The organism is Candidatus Bathyarchaeota archaeon (assembly GCA_029882535.1).
GTDB lineage: Archaea > Thermoproteota > Bathyarchaeia > Bathyarchaeales > SOJC01 > JAOUKM01.
In genome coordinates this window covers 98407-117986 of record JAOUKM010000002.1, presented here as the reverse complement: position 1 = coordinate 117986, position 19580 = coordinate 98407, and the positions used below count along the sequence as shown (strand labels likewise).

The following is a 19580-nucleotide window of genomic DNA, read 5'->3' as shown; positions in this document are numbered from 1 at the left end:
TTGCTAACGTTAACTGCAACTAGCCATGCAGAAAAGAAAAACCAGCGCCACCCAACTTGTGGCTATTGTGGCAGTCTTTGCAGCCCTAAATGTTATCACTGATTCTTTCATGAGTTTGCCTGTGTTTCCTTCTGGCGTTTGGTACAGCTGGAACTTTCTAATTATGCCTATCACTGGAATCGTACTTGGACCACTGTTAGGATTTGCAGCCACCTTTATCGGAGTTATGATTGGACACTCCATATACTTCATAGACGCTTACGAGTTTCTCTTCACAATAGGCGCCCCGATTGGAGTAGCCGTCTCTGCACTGCTGTATAAAGGAAAATGGAAACCAGTACTAGCTTACTATATCACATTATTTACAGCTTATTTCATCACGCCTGTTGCCTGGCAACTTCCCCTTTGGGGGATGTGGGACACCTACATCGCATTTGCCATTCTTATCGCGATAGCCTTCTTGATAAAGAAAGGCTTATGGAAACCCGAAACGCTCGTGCATGTATCTTTGCCAAAGAGGCAGATGATAGGACTCTCTGGAGCTTTCGGCACAATTATTACTATTTTAGCTATTTACACTGCCCTTCAACCAAAACTATTTAACATAACTATTGTACTAATTTTCGCGGAGCTTATTTCATGGATTTTTTTCATGGTTACACTTTTCATCGTCTACGGTGCTGTTCCAAGTAGCGCGCGTATACTACTAATCCTAGCTGTTGCCGCTTTTGTCGGGTTAGAAGCCGATGTACTATTTCGAATTTTCGTTTTTATTCCAGGTCAAACTTATAGATTTTTCTACGGTTGGGACGTTGAAACTTTACAAGTAATATGGACTAGCGGCGCCGTCATCACTCCCATAAAAGTAGCATTATCTACCATAGCCACTGTGGCAATTGGACACCCCTTAATCAAGGCACTGAGAAAGGCAGGGCTTTCGACCAGTCATTGAAGCTTTGGCTTTACCATTCCATAGACACGCTCAGTCAGCATTCTCGATTTTTTTAAAGCAGAGCTTCTCGTTTTTTCTTCGACTATAATAGAGCAGAGTGGTTCGCTTTCTTCTATGACGACTCTGGGAAGGGGTATATCTCTGACTTTTTCAAGGCTACTGAGATTGGGGGCTATTGAACGTTGACGAGCGTATAGGATTAGTCTAACACAACAGTTCGTCAGCTTTTCTTCGTTGTGAAACAAGAGTTTTTCTTCAATACATGCTTTCATGTGGGCATTGACTAGATTTATTCCGAGAACACGTTCAACACATTCAAAGGTTCCTTGAAAACGGGGGTTCACTTCAACAACATAGGGGACGCCATCTTTTGAAATCACGAAATCTATGCCATTCGACCCGGCAAGACTAAAGTGCGGCACAATTTTTTTCGCCACATCTATACATGCATCCGTAACTATACCACTCACTGAGGCAGGAACGATATTTCCGCAGTAGCCAAAAGGCTCTCTTTGACCAACTTCTTGAATTCCTAAGAGTTGCTCGTTTAAAGTTAAAACCTCAGTCTCTCCTTTAGACGAGAGAAACGATACACTCATGTTCATACCAGACACAAACTCTTGAATCAAAACTTCTTTAGAAGACGAAATAGTTTGCTGAAAAACCAAGTCTAACTCGCTTCTATCGTTTACCTTTCTAATCCCGACACCCCCAAGACTGGGCAAAGGCTTTATTATGACAGGGTAGCCGATGTCTTTGGCCGCCCGCTTCCCTTCTTCGAGGTTTTTTGCCACACTTGTTTCTGGATGGTGTATGGCGAGTTTTTTGAGTTCGTGAAAAAATTTTGCTTTGTCGCGCACTTTTTCGATTGTTCGGGGAGGATTTCCAATAATGGGAATTAGTTCGTTGAGCCGTATTAAAACCTGTGGAGAGTCTTCTAAGCCTGAAGCCAACAAAGCAGCATCCATTTGATACATTGTGCGGAGTTTCTTTGCTAGACTTAGTAGTTTGGTTGGAGAGAAATTTGTCGCGAGGCGTCCGCAAGATTTTCCAGTTTTTTGTGTCACAATTGACAAGTTGTCTTTGCATGTTTGTTTGAGGTCTTGGTCTCCAAAATAGTCTACGGCAAAAACGTTGTACCCTGCCCTCTTTGCTGAGGCGACTAGTGCGGCGGCGTCGATGCCTATCACTAAGATGTTTTGAGTGCTAGTTTCCTTCAAATGTCAGCCTCCCTTTTTCTTGGGCAGCCTTACACTTATTTCTTAGTTCGGTGCTTAATAGCAGTCTAAACGAGGTAATAAAATAAGTGACGCTTGTAAACGCTTTGGAGAAGCTTTCTAATGCTTGCGGGGTTACGGGTAGAGAAGACGAAGTTAAAGAATTGCTGAAGCCTATGCTTAAGCCTTACGTGGACGAGGTTAAGGAGGATAAAATGGGCAACGTGGTTGGTGTAAAGAAGGGAAGGAAGAAGAACGCGCCGAAGGTGATGCTTGCTGCTCATATGGATGAAATTGGATTGATAATCAAAAACATAACCAAAAATGGTTTTCTGCAGTTTGCAAAACTTGGCGGGATTGATGATCGTATTCTTGTAGCGCAGCGGGTCTTAGTTCACACCGAAAAAGGCAGAAAATCGGGTGTTATTGGTTCTAAGCCGCCACACATAATGAAGGCTGAGGAAAGGAAGAAGGCTATCGAAGCTGAGAGTCTTTTCATTGATGTGGGTGCTGGCAGTAAGAAAGATGCTCAGAAGATTGGTGTAAAAGTTGGTGACGTTGTAAGCTTCGACACAAAATTCGCACAGATAAACAGAGACCTTGTTATCGGGAAAGCCTTTGACGATCGTATAGGATGCTGTCTCATGGCTGAGGTTTTGAAGCAGCTCAAGAACGTTGATTGTACTGCTTTTGCTGTTGGTACGGTGCAGGAAGAGGTAGGTTTTCGAGGCGCAACTGTGTCTGCTTTTGGGATTTATCCTGATTTGGCTTTGGCTTTCGATGTTACGGTAGCAGGTGATGTTCCTGGCGTGAAGGAGGTTGAGTCTTCGATAAAGATGAAGAAAGGTCCTGTAATTGGTGTGATGGATGCTGGTTTGATTACGCACCCGAAGGTGTTGTCGCTGCTGGTCAGTGCTGCAGAGAAGATTAAGGTTCCATACCAGCTGGAAACGGGGTTGGCGGGATCTACGGATGCTGCGCGGATAGCTCTCACTCGGGAAGGGGTGCCTTGTGGAGTTTTGTCGATTCCCACTCGCTACATTCACAGTCCAACTTCTATGCTTTCACTAGGCGACGTAAAAAACGCAACAAAACTGGCGGTTGCTGCAATCAAAGAAGCCCACAAAAACTTCTAACTACTCCCCATCTTCTTTTTTAGCCGGTCACCCGCCACTTAATGAGATTTCCACAAGTAATAGATGGACATGGCACTCGTAATTGCCAGAACTAACATTAGCTCCAGAGAAGTTGGGAACAATCTGATTAGAAGATTACTTGAGATGTAAACAAGTAAAAGTCCAGATACCAGTAGACCAAGTCTACAAGCTGATCCACGATGAGTCAAGAGTGCTAACGCAGTCGCAAAAAGAATGTGTACCCGCTAAGTTAATCCATTCGAACATGATAAGAAGCCCGACACGCCTCCGTGGATATATATACCTGTGCCTGTACCCCGTTTCATGTATCCAAAGCGCGTAAATGGCTTGGATAAAAAAGCCTTGCAAAGCGCAGTTAATTGCAACCATTTCCTCTATCCTTTCCGCGTCTTTGCTGTCTCTAGGAAAACGTGCCACTAAAAGTAGCCCAGTTCCAAAGCTGCATAGATACACGATGTTACGAACTCCGTCGTAGACATTAAAAGAGCCATAAGCATCAAAAGGAAGTAGCGTTTGCTTGTAGAGGGACATGTAGAACGTTGGAAAGGTTAGAAAAAAGATAGTCTGAACGAAGAAAACTGCTGTAATACATCGAAAGACCGTCTTTGTCGTCAGAACACCCATTAAACGAGAATTTTCTTTCAATACTGATTCACGATTTTAGTGCTTGAGATAACAGTTATTAATATTTCTCGAATGTGTGTATAATTTGAAGCTAAACAAAATTATGCAATCTTTAATCAAGTTATTTTTCAATAGCACGTATATAGCAATGAGAAAACGCGCAAAAACAAATTAACCGCACAACCATTCATAACCTTAGAGGGAAAACTTGTTGTCAGAAAGGAAAAAATTCAGGTTTCTCGAACACCGAGCAGACGCATACATCGCGGCGTACGGCAAAACCTTAGAAGAAGCCTTTGAAAATGCCGCCCTAGCAACCTTCGAAACAATGACCCAAACAAACAAAATAACACCAAAACATGAAGAAACAGTAGAAGTTGAAGGCTACGACCAAAAAGCACTACTCTACAACTGGCTAGAAACACTCCTAGTAAAATTCGACACAGCACAAACCCTCTACTCCAAATTCACGATAGACAAAATCCAAAAAACAGGCAAAGGCTACAAACTAAAAGCTGCAATGCAAGGCGAAAAATACAATCCCAAAAAACACCCACAAAAAATCGGAGTCAAAGCTGTAACATACCATCGAATGGAAATCAAGAAAACGCCCAACAAGACCACGGTAAAGTTCATCCTCGACATCTAATCACCGAACCAAAAATGTTATCTCCTCAACCAAAGTTTCTGGCACAACATTACGCTTTCCCCTTCGCTTCAGCACTAGAAGCTCCAACCGCTGCAAAGCAACAAGATCCTCATACACGTTTTTGACATCACGCTTCACTTTATGCGCCAACTCGTTTATAGACTCTACACGCGTATTGGCAAGATGATTAAGCAATTCTATGCGTTTCGGGGTCAGCAATGCCAGTTGCCCAGAGTCAAATTCTCTTATCTCTTCCACGATGTAGTCAAGTTCACCCTCCTCCTCATAACCCCTATAAGCATCAACCAAGCCTGCCCACTCAAGATAAGCACTCAACAGATGCCTCGGTTTCTTTCGTTTAAGAAATCGGTCTTCAAACTCGTCAAAAACCAAGCTATACTGTTCCTCGAACCTGCAAATTCGCCTAAAGACCTCTTCAGGCGTTAAACTGCGCACTACTCTTACAAGCAACGCTGCTCAGAACAAAGCTGACATACGCAAATAAAACTTCTTTGGCTTAGACACCATAAGAAACCACATGCGCTTTGACCCCAGCAATTCAGTTTCAATTTTGGGCTAAAAAGAGTTAAGATGCCGGACACGTAGTTTTTGGAAACTTAAATATGCAAAGCAAGACAACATGAAAGTTTATGGCTTCAATTACCGAAACGGTGATTCTCGGCATAATCCAAGGCTTGACAGAATGGCTGCCCGTGTCCAGCTCAGGACACTTAGCCGTAGCAAAAGAATTTTTCGGTTGGAAGCCGCCTATAATTTTTTATGTTCTCCTTCACGTGGGCACTCTCTTTGTAATTGTAGCTTTTTTTCGAAAAGACATTATGGAAATCTTGAAGGCACTGGCTAGACGGGATTTCAAGTCGGAAGAGGGAAAACTCGGCGCTTTTGTCGTTGTCGGCAGTATACCTACAGCGGTCATTAGCTACGTTTTTCAAGACCTTTTCGAATCTTTTTTTGACAACTTATTTGTCGTGGGTGTAGCTCTTTTGACAACTGGATTTTTGCTTTTCGTTTCAGAAAGAAGAGGAGACGATAGAACCCTAAGTTATCTGGACTCGCTGCTTATGGGCATAGCGCAAGGCGTCGCCATAATTCCCGGCGTTTCAAGAAGCGGATCCACAATTTCTACTGGGCTACTACGTAGAGTGGAGAGAGAAACAGTTTTCAAATTCTCTTTTTTGTTGTCAATCCCAGCAGTCTTAGGCGCCACTATCGCGAAGTCGGGGGATTTGGATTTGCTAATTAGCGGCGTGGACGTAATTGCAGTGGCTGTAGGTATTATAGCATCAATGGTTGTAGGCTATTTGTCACTTAAAGTTTTGCTGAAAATAGTTATAAAACAGAAGTTTCACTGGTTTGCATTTTACTGCTGGACAGCAGGCGCTCTAGTCCTAGTTTCACAGATACTTTAGAACATTATATTTAAGAGCAGTTATATTTCCGTAAAAGCATGTAGTAGACGGGAGAACAGGTAAGATGTCAAAAGGTGAAATGATAGAATTCTTCAAAGACCAGATAAAATTGGAACACCGCATCGTTGAGGCAGTCACGAACAGCCTTAAAAACGTGAGAAACCCTATAGTGAAACAAGTTTTACGTGCAATAGCTTTCGATTCTCAAAAACACGCAGGAATCTACAACGCAGCCATATCCATCACCACAGTCACCCCGGCACTAACGGACAAAGAATATATGGAACTCGAAGAAATAACTGCTAGACACATTGCGGACGAAGAAAAAGCCATCGCCGCCTTAGACAAAATTATGTCAAAAATAAAAGACAAGAAAGTCAAGTTCCTATTAGAATCTGTAGCCTCCGACGAAAGAAAACATCACGAACTTCTCCACAAAATCATGGATCTAGTCATCAAAAAAGAAGCCATAACTGAAGAAGACTGGTGGGACATCCTTTGGAAAAACGTTCCATTCCACGGTGCCCCAGGTGGGTAAGCTGCAGAAACTAAAACTTTAATAAAACGCTGCGCAACTGATTTCAACTGGATGCCCTTTGAAGGTTTACATAGACTATAATAGATGTAAAGGTGACGGTTTATGCGTCGACCTTTGCCCCGTTGATGTTTTCGAAATCAAAATCATATCGCAACAACCTAGAAAAACCAAAACAATTGTAATTAACGATGAAATATGCATCCTCTGCAGAATCTGCGAAATCAACTGTCCTAACCAAGCAATAAAAATCACGCAGTAAGGGACTACAAAACCTTCAAAAGCTCACCGCAACTGTCCCTAACTTCAACCCGCAGCCAACTGCCACTCTCAACAGTTCTGGAGGCACATTTTATACAAGGATCATAAGCCCTAATAACCATCTCAATCTTGTTAAGAAGCCCTGGCTTTATCTCAGCCCTTTTGATAAACTTCTCTGCGGCGCTCTTTACACTCACGTTAATAGCTGCGTTATTGACTTGTGTGGGAATAATGAGGCGTATGTCCTTCAATCTTCCATCTTTGTCTAAGGAGTAACGATGCAAAAGTGTACCTCTTGGGGCTTCGACTAAACCAACTCCAGCTGCTTCTCTGGTTGAAAGCGTCACCCTCAACTTAGGCTTCGTAATAGTCTTGTCCTCAAGTAGCTCTTGCGCTTTTTCACAGGCGTGAAGTAGCTCAATTAGTCTAGCATAGTCGAACAGCAAGGTTTCATGCGCTGGCGTTCCGTATGTTTTCTTGAATTCAAGAAATTCTTGTCTTGCAAGAGGAGTGTTAACGTTGTCGATAATGTTCATTCTCGCGGTGGAGCTGACTTTTACTATGCCTTGCGGCCATCCTTGCTTCTTTAGATAGGCAAACTTTGCATACGTCCACTCTAATGCTTTTTCATCCACATAATCTATGTAATCCTTCGGCAGAAACTCAGCGACAGTTTTTCCCTCAGCATCCTTCACGCGGACTTTTCCTTCGTAAAAGTTAAGATTTCCGTTCTTGGTGAGACCCATGTAATTGGTTTTTGTGACTGCAACTCGTCTAAACTCGTCCCATTTCTCTTGAAACAAGTTTTTTCCCAAGGCTAAGGCTTCTTGCGCCAATGCCACGTTGTTTTTAGCTTCTTTGAGCAGTTGGATTCTTTGACTTTCAGTGAGGGGTCGGATGACACCTCCGGGGATAACTGAGACTATGTGAATGTGTCTGCCGCCTACAGTTGTGAGAAGGCGAGTGCCGAACATCTTGAGATCTAACGCTTTCTTGCCGATTTCCGGGTCTTCCCGCATGATTTGAAAAATGTTTCTCTTCTGTGGGTTTTCTTCCTCTTTGAACCAGAAGTCGGGGAGTGTTAGGAAAAAAAAGACGAGGGAATGGTTTGTTATCACTTGAGCCATTAACAGCAGTTCTCGAATTTTTTGGGCGGTTTCAGGAATTTCGGCTTGATAGGCGTCTTCTATGGCTTTGACAGATGCCATGATGTGGGCTGTGGAGCAAACCCCGCAAATTCGCGAGATTATAAAGGGTAAACGGTCGGATTCCATCCCTCGTAGAAATTGTTCAAAACCTCTAATCTCGGTGGCGTGAAAATGGGCGTCAGACACGTTGCCAAACTTGTCAAGCAAGATAGTGACCTTGCCATGGCCTTCAATACGCGTCGTAGGTGTAATCGTTATCTGCCGCGGTGTTTCGGTCATATAACTCTCTCCTTAGCCTTGAACCGTTCTAAGGTCTTTGAGAAGATGAATGCGTGAAAAACGAAGGGATTAGCATACAACTCCGTCCTAACATCCTCAGCCGGAATTCCCGTCCTCTTTGAAGTGACGTTTACTAAGAGTTCAAACAAATCTCTAGACCGGTAGAGCAGTGGGTCTGGAGGACCACGACAGCCAAAACAGGTAAACCCGGCTCTGGGACATGGGGCACCACAGCCTCGACGCGTTAAAGAGCCTAAACAGATGAAACCTTGACTTAGGAGACAAATGTTCAGGTCTGCCTCCTTTTCGTAAGTCCCGTAAAGCCTTCCCGGCTTTACTGGGAGTATCTTTCTGGGACATTCTAAGCAGACCACTTCTTTGACTCGTTCGGGTTTTTCACCTTTAACGACACTTCTCAAAGTTTTTATGATACGATCAGGCATCGGAGGACAGCCTGGCACATAGTAGTCGACATCAACAAAAGTGCAAATGGGATACATCATGTCTTTCAAAGCTGGAAGAAACTTGGATTGAGTTTTTGGAAATTTTTGCTCGAGAAACTTCTTTAAGGACATGCGGTTGCCGAGGCTTGTTACGCCGCCGTGGGTGGCACATATGCCCAAGGCAACGAGTGTGGTGGATTTCGCTCTTATCTCTCGCAACAGCTCCTCGTCTGCCTCTGTTTTAACTCCTCCTTCAACAATTGCCAAATCAACCCTTGGAATTTCCTTCGTGTCTACGAAGGTTGGTGAATATATAACTTCAATATCTTTTGTTAAAAAGTTGTAGAGATCTTCGCCGCCGCTTAGAAAAGACAAGAAACAGCCAGCGCAACATGTGAGAGAAAGCATGCAGACTTTCAAGCAGAACAGTCTCCCTTTTCCGTCGTTAGATCTATGTAGAAGTGTAGCTGCTTTGAACCCAAGCCAAAGTCGTGTTGCACATAGCCGCATGGCTCAAAACCGCAGGCAAGGTAAAACTTGATGGCGTAGTCCATGAAAGTTCCGGTGTCCGTACGGAGTACATGAAAACCTTGTGACTTTGCATACTCTTTTGCTTTCTCAATAAGCTTTTTGCCCACGCCTTTTCTTTGATAGTTTCGGTCGACAATAATAGAATCTACCATCAACGCAAAAATTCTTCTGCCTAGTGAAATGTAGCCGATGACTTGGTCTTTCAACATTGCAACGAAGACTTTGCCTAAGCCTAGTGAAGTGTTTTTCTTGATGTTCAGTAGCTCAGTTTCTAGGAAGGGTTCGCCGAAGTTTTCTGCTTTCAGTATCAGTTCTCTAACTCGGGAAAAGTCGTTAGACAAGTATTCTCTAATTACTACTCCCACTTTTCTCAAGTCAGCCATTTCGGTTTTCCCTTAAGATACTCGGTTAAGAATTTCGCGAACTTTTGATTGTGTGAATACAATGAAAGAATTTCTTCATTAACCAGAATCTTCAGGTCCTTTGCAACTGCTTGGGAAACGAGTTCTGCAATGCCAGCATTTCTTCCTCCATCCTTCAACTTATCCCCCAACAATTCAACTACATTCGTATATTCCCGCGTTATTTCCACTACCCATCGTTTTTCTTCTATTCGAGGTCCAGATAACGTTCGTAGTGAACCAGTGTGCTTTTGAAGAAACCGTTCACATTCATTCTTCTTCTCTAAAGGTGGCCCAAGATGCTTTTTCAAAGGTGGCAGACAACGATGCTCCACTTCCAAAAGAAATACATTCAGGCTTTTTTCATCACTCCACACAGCATCACGAATAACTCTAAAGTCATACCGTTTGACAAGTTTTCGAAGCGACCTTTGAGATTTGTAAAGCTGTCCCCAAAGAATGTCAGGAACCGTCTTCACCCGCCCCAACCGTATAAACACGAGACTTGAGCCACGGTTTCTCACCGCCTGCAACAGCTCTTCGGAGTTAAAGGGCTTTGTTTCTGAAGGATAAAAAAACTCTGTGCTTGGCTTGTCTAGAAGGGCTCTTGACGCAGCAACAAATTCGTCTAGTCGTTCTTGCCTTACCGCTGAAGCGACGTTTCTTCCTTTGTCAACGGGGTCAACTATAACTAAAGGCTCCTCAAAGATTAGTTTCAATTCGCGTTCTCGCTCTTCATAATAACCTTCGAGATCAATGAGTGGTCGAGGCTTCCAGTTGCTTGCAGCCTTCAAGACTTGAAGAAAGGAGTCGTAAAAGAGTACGAGGAGTTCGCAGAGGTATCCGCTGAAGCCGCCTACCTTAATTTCAGCCCCATAAACACCAATGCCCGTCATGAACCGTTTCAACAAGCGAATTTCGCCGCAAAGTTTCTCATTCAATAAGGGTTTCATGTAGTCTGTGTGAAAGGGAGTGCGGTCGGCGGCACTTTTCCATTTACCTTTTTCTACTCGATAACATGGAACGATGTTGATTCGAGTCTCGTCTAATATCGCTTCTAGATAGGGATGTTCTGCGAAGCGCTCAATTTGCTCAGCACCTGCTGTCGCTTCTTTTGCAATGTCTAAATACAGGGTGCCAAAAGCTTTCCGTGGCACGGTTGGTGGAACCCGCATGAAAATGTCAATGTCTGGCGATTCCCTTAACCAAGTGTTTTTTGCAATTGAGCCTTCAACATGCACTTCCACGTCTACCCTAGCTTTCTGGGCAGCCGCTTCGACTTTCTGCTTAAGCTCCTTTGCCAATGCAAGAATGTGTTTTTTCTCTTCAAGACTAGGTGTAGTCTTCTTCAAAACCTTTGACAGCAGTCTTTCAAGTTTTGAGACCATTAGAGACGCCTTTTACTTCTCTCGGCAAACCTCTTTCAAGGTAGAGTATATAGGACCTTTAGGCGTTAAGACGCTTTTCTTAAGTTTCAAACAGTTAACTTTCAAAATTCCAAACTCATAGCTTGTTAACTCGTTTACACAACGAATAAGCTCCGCCTTGTTACGGCCCGTTCTTATTCTTGCAATTGTAATGTGAAGACTGAAACCCTTCTTATCAGGCCTAAACCCCAACTCTTGAAGACGGGGCTCCAACTGGTTAAAGATGTCTTCAAGCTTCTCGGCGCCTTTTTGGATGCCTGCCCAAACAACACGGGTATATTTAAGATTTGGAAAAGCACCTATTCCTCGAATCTCCACGTCGAAGGGCGTAAAAGCCACTTTTTCCATTTCGCTGTGGATTCTGTCAACCATGTTTGGCTGTATATTTCCTAGAAATCGCATCGTAATGTGGATGTTTTCCGGTTTGACCAATTTGAAGTCTGCGCCAGTTTTTACAAGCTTTTCTTGGGCTTCAGATAAGCGCTTCAAAATTTCTTCGCTGGTAATGTCAAAAGCAATAAAGCTTCGAATGGGTTCTGGCATCTTAAGTCCTTCCTCTCATAGTTTCAGTATAAACCATTTATAAGAACTTTTAACCTAAAAGATGAAGCTAGGACAGTGGGCGTATAAATTATGAAGAACAAAGTTGTTGTTGGAGTTGCAGGAATGCCGGGCTCTGGAAAAGCAACAGTAGTTGAAGTTGCTAAGAAGATGGGCTGCGGTATTGTTGTCATGGGTGATGAGGTGAGGAAAGAAACTAAACGTCGAAATTTAGAGCCGACGCCCGAAAATGTGGGTAAAGTGATGCTGAAACTGCGTCAAGAAGGCGGACCTGCAGTAGTGGCGAAACGCTGCGTCCCTAAGATTGAAAAAATGAAGAACAAAGTTGTCATTATTGATGGCATTCGCAGCATATACGAAGCAGACGAATTCAAAAAGCGTTTTTCAAGGTTCAAACTCCTAGCCATTCACTCCTCGCCTGAAACAAGGTTCAAAAGGCTCTTTAGACGTAAACGGAGCGATGATCCCGCCTGTTGGGAAACTTTTTTGGAGCGGGATTGGCGAGAGCTTCATATTGGGCTTGGCAGCGTTATTGCTTCTGCGGATGTGATGATAGTGAATGAAGGAAAAAGAGCGGAGCTTAAAAGAGAAGTGGTAAAGTTTTTGGAGAACGTGACTAAAAGTGGACGAAGTAAGCGTGCAAGTAAAAGTGGAAGTTAATCCTACTGAAGATGTGGCAAAAGTTCGACAGGCTGTAGAAAACATTTTTGGCGGTTTACCACTTGAAGAGAAGCCTCAGCGTAGAGGCTGCTTGCTCTTAGCCCGAGCTAAAGATGTGGAAGGTTTGTCCAAGTTTGGCTATCTTCTACGCAGAGAACGCATTCGAGATGCCGCACGAGGCGTCTTGTTTCAGGGCTTAAAGGAGAACACTATTTCGTTCTGTTTGAACAAACAAGTTGCCTACGCGGGGCATGTGTCCTTCTGTGACCCAGTTGCAGAAAGCCCTCTTGGACCGATAAAAGTTAAGATCAAATGCAATAACCCAGTGAAACTTATTGATTGGCTTGCACCCAGAACCGTATAAAACGGAAAGGTGTGACACTTATCTAGTAGTGAGACACCCATTATGGCTAAAGCTGACATCGGCTTGTCTATGCTGCATTGTTTAGGCGAACCGTTTTCCAGCCTTTGCCAGAGACTGCAAGAGGTTACAGTAAACTATGTGGAATTGATTGACGATGGCTGGCACAGACTCGACCAAGAGCGGGTGAAGAAGCTTAAAGAAATCGGTGAATCACAAGGCTTAGCATATACGTTGCATGCACCCTTCGCAAACATCAACATTGCCGCACCAGCAGAAGACATGCGTAATTTCTTTCTTAAACGACTCGAAAAGTCTATGACTTTTACACGACAACTTGAATGTTGCCTCATGGTGTTCCATCCAGGTTTGCGGACAGGTATAAGTGGTTTTTATCCCGGCGTGGACTGGAAAACAAACATTGAATCGGTGCAGAAACTACTTAAACTGTCTAGAAAACATGGGGTGAAGATTGCAATTGAAAACGTTCCTGAGCAGTTTGGGTTCTTGGTGGCAAATGTTGAGCAGTTTTCCCTTTTTTTTAACAAGCTTGGCGAAGACATAGGCTTAGTATTAGATGTGGGGCACTCGAACATAAACGGTCAAACCCACGCTTTTATAGAAGCTTTCGGCGAGAAGATTGTTCATGTCCACGCACACGACAACGATGGAAAACGAGACTTGCACCTAGGAGTTGACAGTGGCGCTGTGAATTGGCAACAATTCGCAGCAGACATCAAAAAGATGAGGTTTGAAGGAATTGTAATGGTGGAATCCTACTACAACATAAAAGAAAGCATAGCAACGCTGCAAAAACTTTTCACTTGACATCAAGTAGTGGCAAATCAATCTTCATAAAGTCTTCAGCCACATCAACATTTGAAAAGCCTTTCCTAGCTTGGTTTAACAACAGATCGGGCTTTTTATAACGTGCGCTGATATGCGTTAAAATTAGCCGTTTTGCCTTTGCTTTTTTTGCTGTTTTCGCTGCTTGGCTCGGTGTAGAATGCCCATCTTCCTCGGCTCTTTCTGCAAGTTCATCATCAAATGTGCAGTCGTGGATAAGCAGATCGGCATTTTTAGCCAACTCCACAAGAGACTTTGAAGACCTACTGTCTCCAGTATAGACGATTTTCCTTCCCGGTCTTTTTGGATCAACCACTTTCTCAGGTTCGACAACTTTTCCGTTTGGCAACTTTACGGCTGACCCATGCTGAAGCTTCGACCACAGTACTCCTTCAGGAATGCCTAATGCTTTGGCTTTTTCTGGATAGAACTTGCCTAGACGCGGCTTTTCAACAAGGTTGTAAGCAAATGCGGGAGTCACATGGCTTGCACATGCTGCATATACCTCATACTCTTTCTCTTCAGAGATAAGCCCTTCACCTTCAATCTCAGCTATCTCAAGAGGAAACGTAAGAGCAAACTGCACAGTCTTTTCAATAACTTTAACGAAGTCTTCCAAGCCCACTGGTCCGTAAATTTCCAACTTCCTTGTACGGCCTAGCAACGACATTGTCTGGATCATGCCAGGTAAGCCAAGCATGTGGTCGCCGTGCATGTGAGTTATTAACACCTTCATTTTCCTGTTAAAGCCCAAACCCGCCTTTACCATTTGCCGTTGAACCCCCTCGCCACAGTCGAAGAGAATTAACTCGCCCTTTCTCCGGATTGCGACAGCTGGCAACGATCGCTTAGATGTGGGTATGCTGCCAGCCGTTCCGAGAAAAATCACTTGCAGACTCATCTACGCTTTCTCCAACACTACAATTTCTCTAGTGAGACTTCGGTGTACATAAACGAAGTGGGACTGAACATGTTTAAAACCTAAGGTTTCAGCTATCTCACTTATGTGAACCGTTTTTGGAGCTGCTGTGCAAATACGTTGTCCTTTCGCCACCCTATCACCGGACATTACTAGGAAATCCTGAATAATCTGCCTAGTCGTATATCCCAATGTAGACGCTGAACGACCATACGGCGGATCTGTAACTATACAGTCAAATTTCATTAACGGCAAATGCTTAGCGTCAGCAACCCCTAAACCCTCAAATTCTACATTAAAGAACCTCAGATTCCGCGAGCTCCCCCTAACCATACGCCTCTTAGCATCAAAACCCAACACCCGACAACCCAACAAACCAGCTTCTATAAGAAAACTGCCCGTGCCGCAGAAAGGGTCTAGAACTAAATCACCCCTTTTAGGCATGGCTAAATTGACCATGCACCTCGCCAACTTCGCTGGCATTGCTGAAGGGTGGAAAAAGGGACGTTTCCTGGGGCGCCTCTGCATGAAAGGAGTGGGTGCAATTTCTGCAAGTTTCAACCCGAAAAGAAAGCTGCTATCGGTTAATGTTCCGAAGAAAGTTTTCTTTGGCTGTTTAATGTTAACCTTTGCCCCCTTGACCTTGTTTAAGACGAGCTCGCCGAGTTTCCGTTCTAAATCCATACTGATCAAATTTCGCGCCGCCTCGCCCACCCGTCGAACACGCACAACAAAGCTTTCACTTTGCTGAAGAAAATTATCTAGCGAGACAGACTGCATAGCTCTCACGATTTCTGCAAAAGAAGCTTGACAATAGAATAGTTCTTGACAACAAATTCGCGTCAATGCAGCTCTTCCTCTAACAGGTTCAACTGCATCAACAGTTGTGTTCAGCCGCAGAACCTGTGATAACGTTTGCAACTCTTTATAAGGTATATCTTCAGTTTCCAGAATTGCTTTAAGTTCTGCGAATGGCAGGGTTTTATGCTCGCCTGAGAGAAGAAAGAAAAGCTTGGGCACCAATGTTTAGGCTCCTTACTAGATCAGAGCCTCAGCAATTATGGGCGCCACGGAAACGCCGCTTACAGGGCTTGGAACGCTGTCGGTGCCCACAACTTCGTCAGCTCCGCTTTGTATTATTTTTTCCTTAGCGTTGGCTATTAAGATAGGATGCACACAAGCAGCATACACTTTTGTTGCTCCTTGATTCTTTGCGTGGGCAACTGCTTTCATCATTGTTCCGCCGCTGCTTATTATGTCATCGAAGAAAATCGCAACTTTGCCTTTCACTTCAAGAGGTTTCTCTTCGATGCTGACTTTTCCCGTGTGGCGGTCTCTTCGAGTTAGAACGTAATCATATCCGCCCTTGAGCACGTCGGCAGCTTCTTTCGCTGTGGCTAAGCCTTTCTTGCCCATTGATAGCGAGACCGCACCCTTAAAGCCTTGGTCTCTGAAATATTCCGCCAACAGGGGAATGGCTGAAAGGTCTTTCACGGGAACGGTGAAGCCTTCTAAAGCCGCGGAGTTATGAGCGTTAACAGTGATTATTTGAGTGACTCCGCATGTTTTGAGTACGCCAACGACAGTCTTAGCGCTGAAAGCTTCGCCAGGGAGGAACACTTTGTCTTGGCGACTGTACGCAAAGTAGGGCACCACCGCCCTGATTCTTTTGGCGTCTTGATTTTTGGCTGCGGATGCCAACAAAAAGAGCTGCATCATTCGTGCATCTTGAGGTGGACTCGTGGTTTGAACGATTACAACGTCTTCTTCTTGTACGTCGCCGTCAATGCGTATGTAGCTTTCACCATCTGGAAATTTCTTGAAAAAAACAGGAACTAGTCTAGCTTTCAACTCCGTGGCAAGACTGTTCGCTAAGTCTTTGCTTGCCGGACCAGGCAGGATTATCATAGGTTGGTCTTCCGGTACTGTTCAAGGATTTCTTTGGCTCTGTCCATGCGTATTTTGCGTTCCTTTACCATTTGTTCGCTTACGATGTCAACGAGTTTATCGGTGGCGCCTGCTGCGATTGCTATGTTTCGGGCGTGCAGTCGCATGTGGCCTCGTTGGATGCCTTCATGTGTCAGAGCGCGGAGGGCGCCTAGGTTTTGAGCCAAGCCCACTGCGGTTATGACTTCAGCGAGTTCGTTAGCTGATTTTACGCCTAGAATTTTGAGTGCGATTTTGGCGATTGGGTGGGTGCGCACGGCGCCTCCGATTGTGCCAATTGCCATAGGCATTTCAAGCGAACCCACTAAGTCTCCATCTTTGCCTTTTTCCCATGACGATAGCGCTGTGTAATGGCCTGTACGGGCGGCATAAGCGTGGGCACCTGCTTCTATGGCGCGGTGGTCGTTGCATGTGGCGATGACAACAGCAATTGCGCCGTTGAGAATGCCTTTGTTGTGCGTCGCTGCGCGGTAGGGGTCTGCGGCTGCGAATTGGTAAGCCTGAACTATGCCGTCTACAATCTCTTCTCCGCCCACCGCTTCTTTGGGAAAAGTTGCGTGCGCTCGAGCCAAGCGTTTAGTGGCGAGGTTGCTGATGATGCGTAGGTAGACACGGCCGCCGGTTACCCTTTCTATCATTGGAGCAACCGCTTCTGCCATGGTGTTAACCGCGTTGGCGCCCATAGCGTCTCGGCAGTCAACGTGAAGCTCAGTTATGAGCATAGGACCAGTTGGAGTGTGGATTATTTTTGCGTCTAAATCTTTAGCCCCGCCGCCTACAGAGACGAGAACCGGGTCTTGTTCGTTGGCTTTTTCGAGAATCTCTTCTTTGTAAGTGTAGACTGCCATGCGAGCGCGGTGTGGGTCTTTAATGCCTACCGCTTGGATTTGACCTATCATAATAGGTGATGTGCTGCTAGTGTGGAATCCTCCGCTTTCGCGTGCCATTTTTGCGGCGTAGCTTGCCGCCGCTACGACGGAGGGTTCCTCTATTGCCATGGGGATAAGGTAGTCTCGTTTGTTGATGAGAAAGTTGACAGCTATGCCTAGGGGAACAGGGAAGGCGCCGACGACGTTTTCTATCATGCGGTCGGCAAACTCTAGAGGCAGTGCACCAGTGTTCTTGAGCAAATTTATTTCGTCGTCTGTTAAGTTGGCAAATTCTTTAACTACTCGAAGGCGTTCTTCTATCGGTAGCTTGTAGAAGCCTGTGAACGTGGAAGTTTTACTCATTGTTTGACACTTCAAAAGCTACCTAACGGTTGAAAAGGCATAAGAACTTAACTCAAACAAAGAAAACTCAAATTGAAGGGGAAAAAGTGTCTTTGTGGTTCGGACAGAAATTAAAGGGATAATGGAAGAAAATAAGGAGAAACAAAGCCCCAAGTACTAGATGCATTAACTAAAGATGCAGCTCAACATATCTTAATAATTGTTTCTTTGACTACCCTAGCTGACGCATCTGTTTTGAGTCCGTGGGTTTTAAAATGAGTTAAAACTACTTTGTGCCCTGCCTTCTCTAGCTCTGCAACTACTCTTTTTATTGATGGGACAGGTAAACCAAGTTTGTCACAAATCTTGTCCACCATATAATATGTGATAGGCGCATTTGTCTCTTCTCTCGTTAGAGCCAAAAGTCTACGAATCTTCTTTTTCTGCCTAAAATCTTTAATCTTTGCTTCTCTTTCCATATAAGCAACAAAATCTTCGTTGACGATTTTGCCTATCCAGAGGGGGCCTGCGATGCTCATCTTGTTGCCACATTCTAGGCACATCTCTTTCTTGCAATGGAACATTCCAGCTGATGCTTCTCTGTGAAAGCAGGCAAAGCAATGAGTGATATAACCCATGTTCTTGAGGCTGTCATCTGCTTTTTTGGCTCCATAGTCAGCCGCAGCGTAAAGCCTAATGTAATGCTCCGAGCTGTGACTAAACATAACTTTAACGCCAACATCATATTTAGCCGCAGTCTTTGCCAAAGCCCCAGCCAACAGACGCACAGCCAACTCGTGACAATACTCAGTTCGCAACGGTCTTCCACCATACTTTCGCACGCAGGCTTTAGGATGTACGCCGCACAAAGGAGCTAAGTCGGTAGCGGTTAACGCTAACAACCCACCTCTTCGCATGGCTCTCAACGCGGAGTCTACAAAGGGCATCGGCGAGCCAAAAGGATCAATGTCAACGTAGTCAAATCGTTTTCTAGGTGCTGCAAAACGACTAAGCAAAAAATTGGCGTCCTCATTCTCCACATCAACCTTGCCCACCAACCTGTTCTTCTCAACGTTAAACTTCGCCAATCGACTGGCTTCACCATTAATGTCGTTAACAACTACCTTTCCCACGCTATCAACTTCACTTGCCAACCTTATCCCCCGAATCCCGCAGCCAGCCAATGGCTCACAAACAGTCAACTCGCGTCCAATAAGTCGTTGAAAAGCCTGCAATGCTAAAACCGCCAAATCACGATTCAGCTCCATTACAGGATTGTAAAACACAGGCGCTTTCGAAGGCGCATAATCTGAGGGCTTCTCCACAAATGCCGCAAGCCTTGGCACAACAACCTCAACCATGCCCTCAACAACAGCCTCTGTAGGAAAAGAAAAACTCAACCTCGTCACTCGACCAGAAAACACGTTAGTCTCCAACACTTAAAAACAATTCACAAACATATGATGAAAACAAGATGAAACGACTCACATTCATAACTGGTCCTCCAAGAACAGGAAAAACAACTGTATTGCTTAGAGCCGTAGAGAAACTAAGAGCAAAAGGCTACAAACTAGGCGGCATGACCAGTCAAGAAATTCTAGAAAGAGGCATTCGAGTAGGCTTCGAAATCCGCGACTACGCATCGGGCAGAAAAGGATGGCTCGCACACACTCGTCAACCCGTAGGTCCTCGAATCGGCAAATATCGAGTCAACCTTGACAGCCTTAACTCGATAGGTGCCACATCCATACTGAACGCCCTAAAAGACGCAGACATAGTGCTGATTGACGAAATTGGCCCCATGGAGTTATTCTCCCAAGCTTTCAAGGAGGCAGGGCAAAAAGCAATTAACAGCTCTAAACCAGTGCTTGGTACAATTCATTACCACGCCCAACATCATCTTGTTAAACAAATCAAGTCAAGAAATGACGCGGACATAATTGAAGTTACTCAAGAAAATAGAGACCAGCTTCCAACTTTGATTGTTGATAAAATTATTAAGTTTAGTAGATAAAGACTGT

At 44.5% G+C, this 19580-nt stretch carries 23 protein-coding genes; 10 read left to right on the top strand and 13 right to left on the bottom strand.

The window, feature by feature from the left end; genetic code table 11:
- Positions 1 to 25 precede the first annotated feature (25 nt).
- Complete coding sequence (locus OEX01_01485) at positions 26 to 952, top strand: hypothetical protein (GenBank protein MDH5447666.1); 927 nt, start codon at positions 26 to 28, stop codon at positions 950 to 952.
- On the opposite strand, the gene OEX01_01480 is transcribed toward OEX01_01485, so the two are convergent.
- Positions 946 to 2172, bottom strand: coding sequence for an ATP-grasp domain-containing protein (locus OEX01_01480; protein ID MDH5447665.1), 1227 nt, complete (start codon positions 2170 to 2172; stop codon positions 946 to 948). The genes OEX01_01485 and OEX01_01480 overlap by 7 nt on opposite strands.
- Positions 2173 to 2258: 86 nt before the next feature.
- Between OEX01_01480 and OEX01_01475 the strand changes: the two genes are divergently transcribed.
- On the top strand, positions 2259 to 3305 hold the full coding sequence (locus OEX01_01475) for a M42 family metallopeptidase (protein ID MDH5447664.1): 1047 nt from the start codon (positions 2259 to 2261) through the stop codon (positions 3303 to 3305).
- A 183-nt stretch (positions 3306 to 3488) separates the two neighbouring features.
- On the opposite strand, the gene OEX01_01470 is transcribed toward OEX01_01475, so the two are convergent.
- Positions 3489 to 3971 carry a hypothetical protein gene (locus tag OEX01_01470; protein MDH5447663.1) on the bottom strand — a complete coding sequence of 161 codons (483 nt, stop codon included), beginning with the start codon at positions 3969 to 3971 and terminating at the stop codon, positions 3489 to 3491.
- Positions 3972 to 4161: 190 nt separating this feature from the next.
- On the opposite strand from OEX01_01470, the gene OEX01_01465 reads away from it, so the two are divergent.
- Positions 4162 to 4599, top strand: coding sequence for an archease (locus OEX01_01465; protein ID MDH5447662.1), 438 nt, complete (start codon positions 4162 to 4164; stop codon positions 4597 to 4599).
- On the opposite strand, the gene OEX01_01460 is transcribed toward OEX01_01465, so the two are convergent.
- Positions 4600 to 4992: a hypothetical protein gene (locus OEX01_01460; protein ID MDH5447661.1), complete on the bottom strand. Its 393-nt coding sequence runs from the start codon at positions 4990 to 4992 to the stop codon at positions 4600 to 4602.
- A gap of 257 nt (positions 4993 to 5249) precedes the next feature.
- Here OEX01_01460 and OEX01_01455 point away from each other — a divergent pair, with 257 nt between their 5' ends.
- The 3 genes from OEX01_01455 (at position 5250) to OEX01_01445 (ending at position 6826) form a co-directional block, all read left to right on the top strand.
- Positions 5250 to 6029 (top strand): undecaprenyl-diphosphate phosphatase, encoded by a 780-nt coding sequence (locus OEX01_01455; protein ID MDH5447660.1) that lies wholly within the window; start codon positions 5250 to 5252, stop codon positions 6027 to 6029.
- 64 nt (positions 6030 to 6093) lie between these two features.
- Positions 6094 to 6567, top strand: coding sequence for a ferritin-like domain-containing protein (locus OEX01_01450; GenBank protein ID MDH5447659.1), 474 nt, complete (start codon positions 6094 to 6096; stop codon positions 6565 to 6567).
- 58 nt (positions 6568 to 6625) lie between these two features.
- Positions 6626 to 6826, top strand: a complete 201-nt coding sequence (locus OEX01_01445; GenBank protein ID MDH5447658.1) for a ferredoxin family protein — start codon at positions 6626 to 6628, stop codon at positions 6824 to 6826.
- 4 nt (positions 6827 to 6830) lie between these two features.
- On the opposite strand, the gene OEX01_01440 is transcribed toward OEX01_01445, so the two are convergent.
- From OEX01_01440 to thpR, 5 genes are read right to left on the bottom strand one after another with little or no spacing between them, the layout of a single operon-like run.
- Positions 6831 to 8252 (bottom strand): Ni/Fe hydrogenase subunit alpha, encoded by a 1422-nt coding sequence (locus OEX01_01440; GenBank protein ID MDH5447657.1) that lies wholly within the window; start codon positions 8250 to 8252, stop codon positions 6831 to 6833.
- The gene (locus OEX01_01435) at positions 8249 to 9103 is read right to left on the bottom strand and encodes a F420-nonreducing hydrogenase (GenBank protein ID MDH5447656.1); all 855 of its coding nucleotides are present in this window, start codon (positions 9101 to 9103) and stop codon (positions 8249 to 8251) included. Before OEX01_01435 ends, OEX01_01440 begins: the two co-directional genes overlap by 4 nt.
- A gap of 8 nt (positions 9104 to 9111) precedes the next feature.
- Positions 9112 to 9609: a GNAT family N-acetyltransferase gene (locus tag OEX01_01430; protein ID MDH5447655.1), complete on the bottom strand. Its 498-nt coding sequence runs from the start codon at positions 9607 to 9609 to the stop codon at positions 9112 to 9114.
- Positions 9597 to 11015, bottom strand: a complete 1419-nt coding sequence (cca, locus tag OEX01_01425; GenBank protein ID MDH5447654.1) for a CCA tRNA nucleotidyltransferase — start codon at positions 11013 to 11015, stop codon at positions 9597 to 9599. The genes OEX01_01430 and cca overlap by 13 nt, the downstream gene beginning before the upstream one ends.
- Positions 11016 to 11027: 12 nt before the next feature.
- Positions 11028 to 11597, bottom strand: coding sequence for an RNA 2',3'-cyclic phosphodiesterase (gene thpR / locus OEX01_01420; protein MDH5447653.1), 570 nt, complete (start codon positions 11595 to 11597; stop codon positions 11028 to 11030).
- 90 nt (positions 11598 to 11687) lie between these two features.
- Here thpR and OEX01_01415 point away from each other — a divergent pair, with 90 nt between their 5' ends.
- Genes OEX01_01415 through OEX01_01405 form a run of 3 tightly spaced genes read left to right on the top strand, consistent with a single transcriptional unit; the run spans position 11688 to position 13464 of the window.
- The gene (locus OEX01_01415) at positions 11688 to 12275 is read left to right on the top strand and encodes an AAA family ATPase (protein MDH5447652.1); all 588 of its coding nucleotides are present in this window, start codon (positions 11688 to 11690) and stop codon (positions 12273 to 12275) included.
- On the top strand, positions 12253 to 12639 hold the full coding sequence (locus OEX01_01410; protein MDH5447651.1) for a hypothetical protein: 387 nt from the start codon (positions 12253 to 12255) through the stop codon (positions 12637 to 12639). Before OEX01_01415 ends, OEX01_01410 begins: the two co-directional genes overlap by 23 nt.
- A gap of 42 nt (positions 12640 to 12681) precedes the next feature.
- Positions 12682 to 13464, top strand: coding sequence for a sugar phosphate isomerase/epimerase (locus OEX01_01405; protein ID MDH5447650.1), 783 nt, complete (start codon positions 12682 to 12684; stop codon positions 13462 to 13464).
- Here the strand turns inward: OEX01_01405 and rnz are convergent.
- The 5 genes from rnz to OEX01_01380 form a co-directional block, all read right to left on the bottom strand.
- Positions 13457 to 14383, bottom strand: coding sequence for a ribonuclease Z (gene rnz / locus OEX01_01400; protein MDH5447649.1), 927 nt, complete (start codon positions 14381 to 14383; stop codon positions 13457 to 13459). The two genes, OEX01_01405 and rnz, sit on opposite strands and share 8 nt — an antisense overlap.
- Positions 14384 to 15421 carry a DNA methyltransferase gene (locus OEX01_01395; protein ID MDH5447648.1) on the bottom strand — a complete coding sequence of 346 codons (1038 nt, stop codon included), beginning with the start codon at positions 15419 to 15421 and terminating at the stop codon, positions 14384 to 14386.
- A gap of 18 nt (positions 15422 to 15439) precedes the next feature.
- Positions 15440 to 16309, bottom strand: coding sequence for a ribose-phosphate diphosphokinase (gene prs / locus OEX01_01390; protein MDH5447647.1), 870 nt, complete (start codon positions 16307 to 16309; stop codon positions 15440 to 15442).
- Positions 16306 to 17580: a hydroxymethylglutaryl-CoA reductase, degradative gene (locus OEX01_01385; GenBank protein MDH5447646.1), complete on the bottom strand. Its 1275-nt coding sequence runs from the start codon at positions 17578 to 17580 to the stop codon at positions 16306 to 16308. The genes prs and OEX01_01385 overlap by 4 nt, the downstream gene beginning before the upstream one ends.
- Positions 17581 to 17762: 182 nt before the next feature.
- Positions 17763 to 18983 carry a tRNA (guanine(10)-N(2))-dimethyltransferase gene (locus OEX01_01380; GenBank protein MDH5447645.1) on the bottom strand — a complete coding sequence of 407 codons (1221 nt, stop codon included), beginning with the start codon at positions 18981 to 18983 and terminating at the stop codon, positions 17763 to 17765.
- A gap of 50 nt (positions 18984 to 19033) precedes the next feature.
- Here OEX01_01380 and OEX01_01375 point away from each other — a divergent pair, with 50 nt between their 5' ends.
- Positions 19034 to 19573, top strand: coding sequence for an NTPase (locus tag OEX01_01375; GenBank protein ID MDH5447644.1), 540 nt, complete (start codon positions 19034 to 19036; stop codon positions 19571 to 19573).
- Positions 19574 to 19580: the final 7 nt, after the last annotated feature.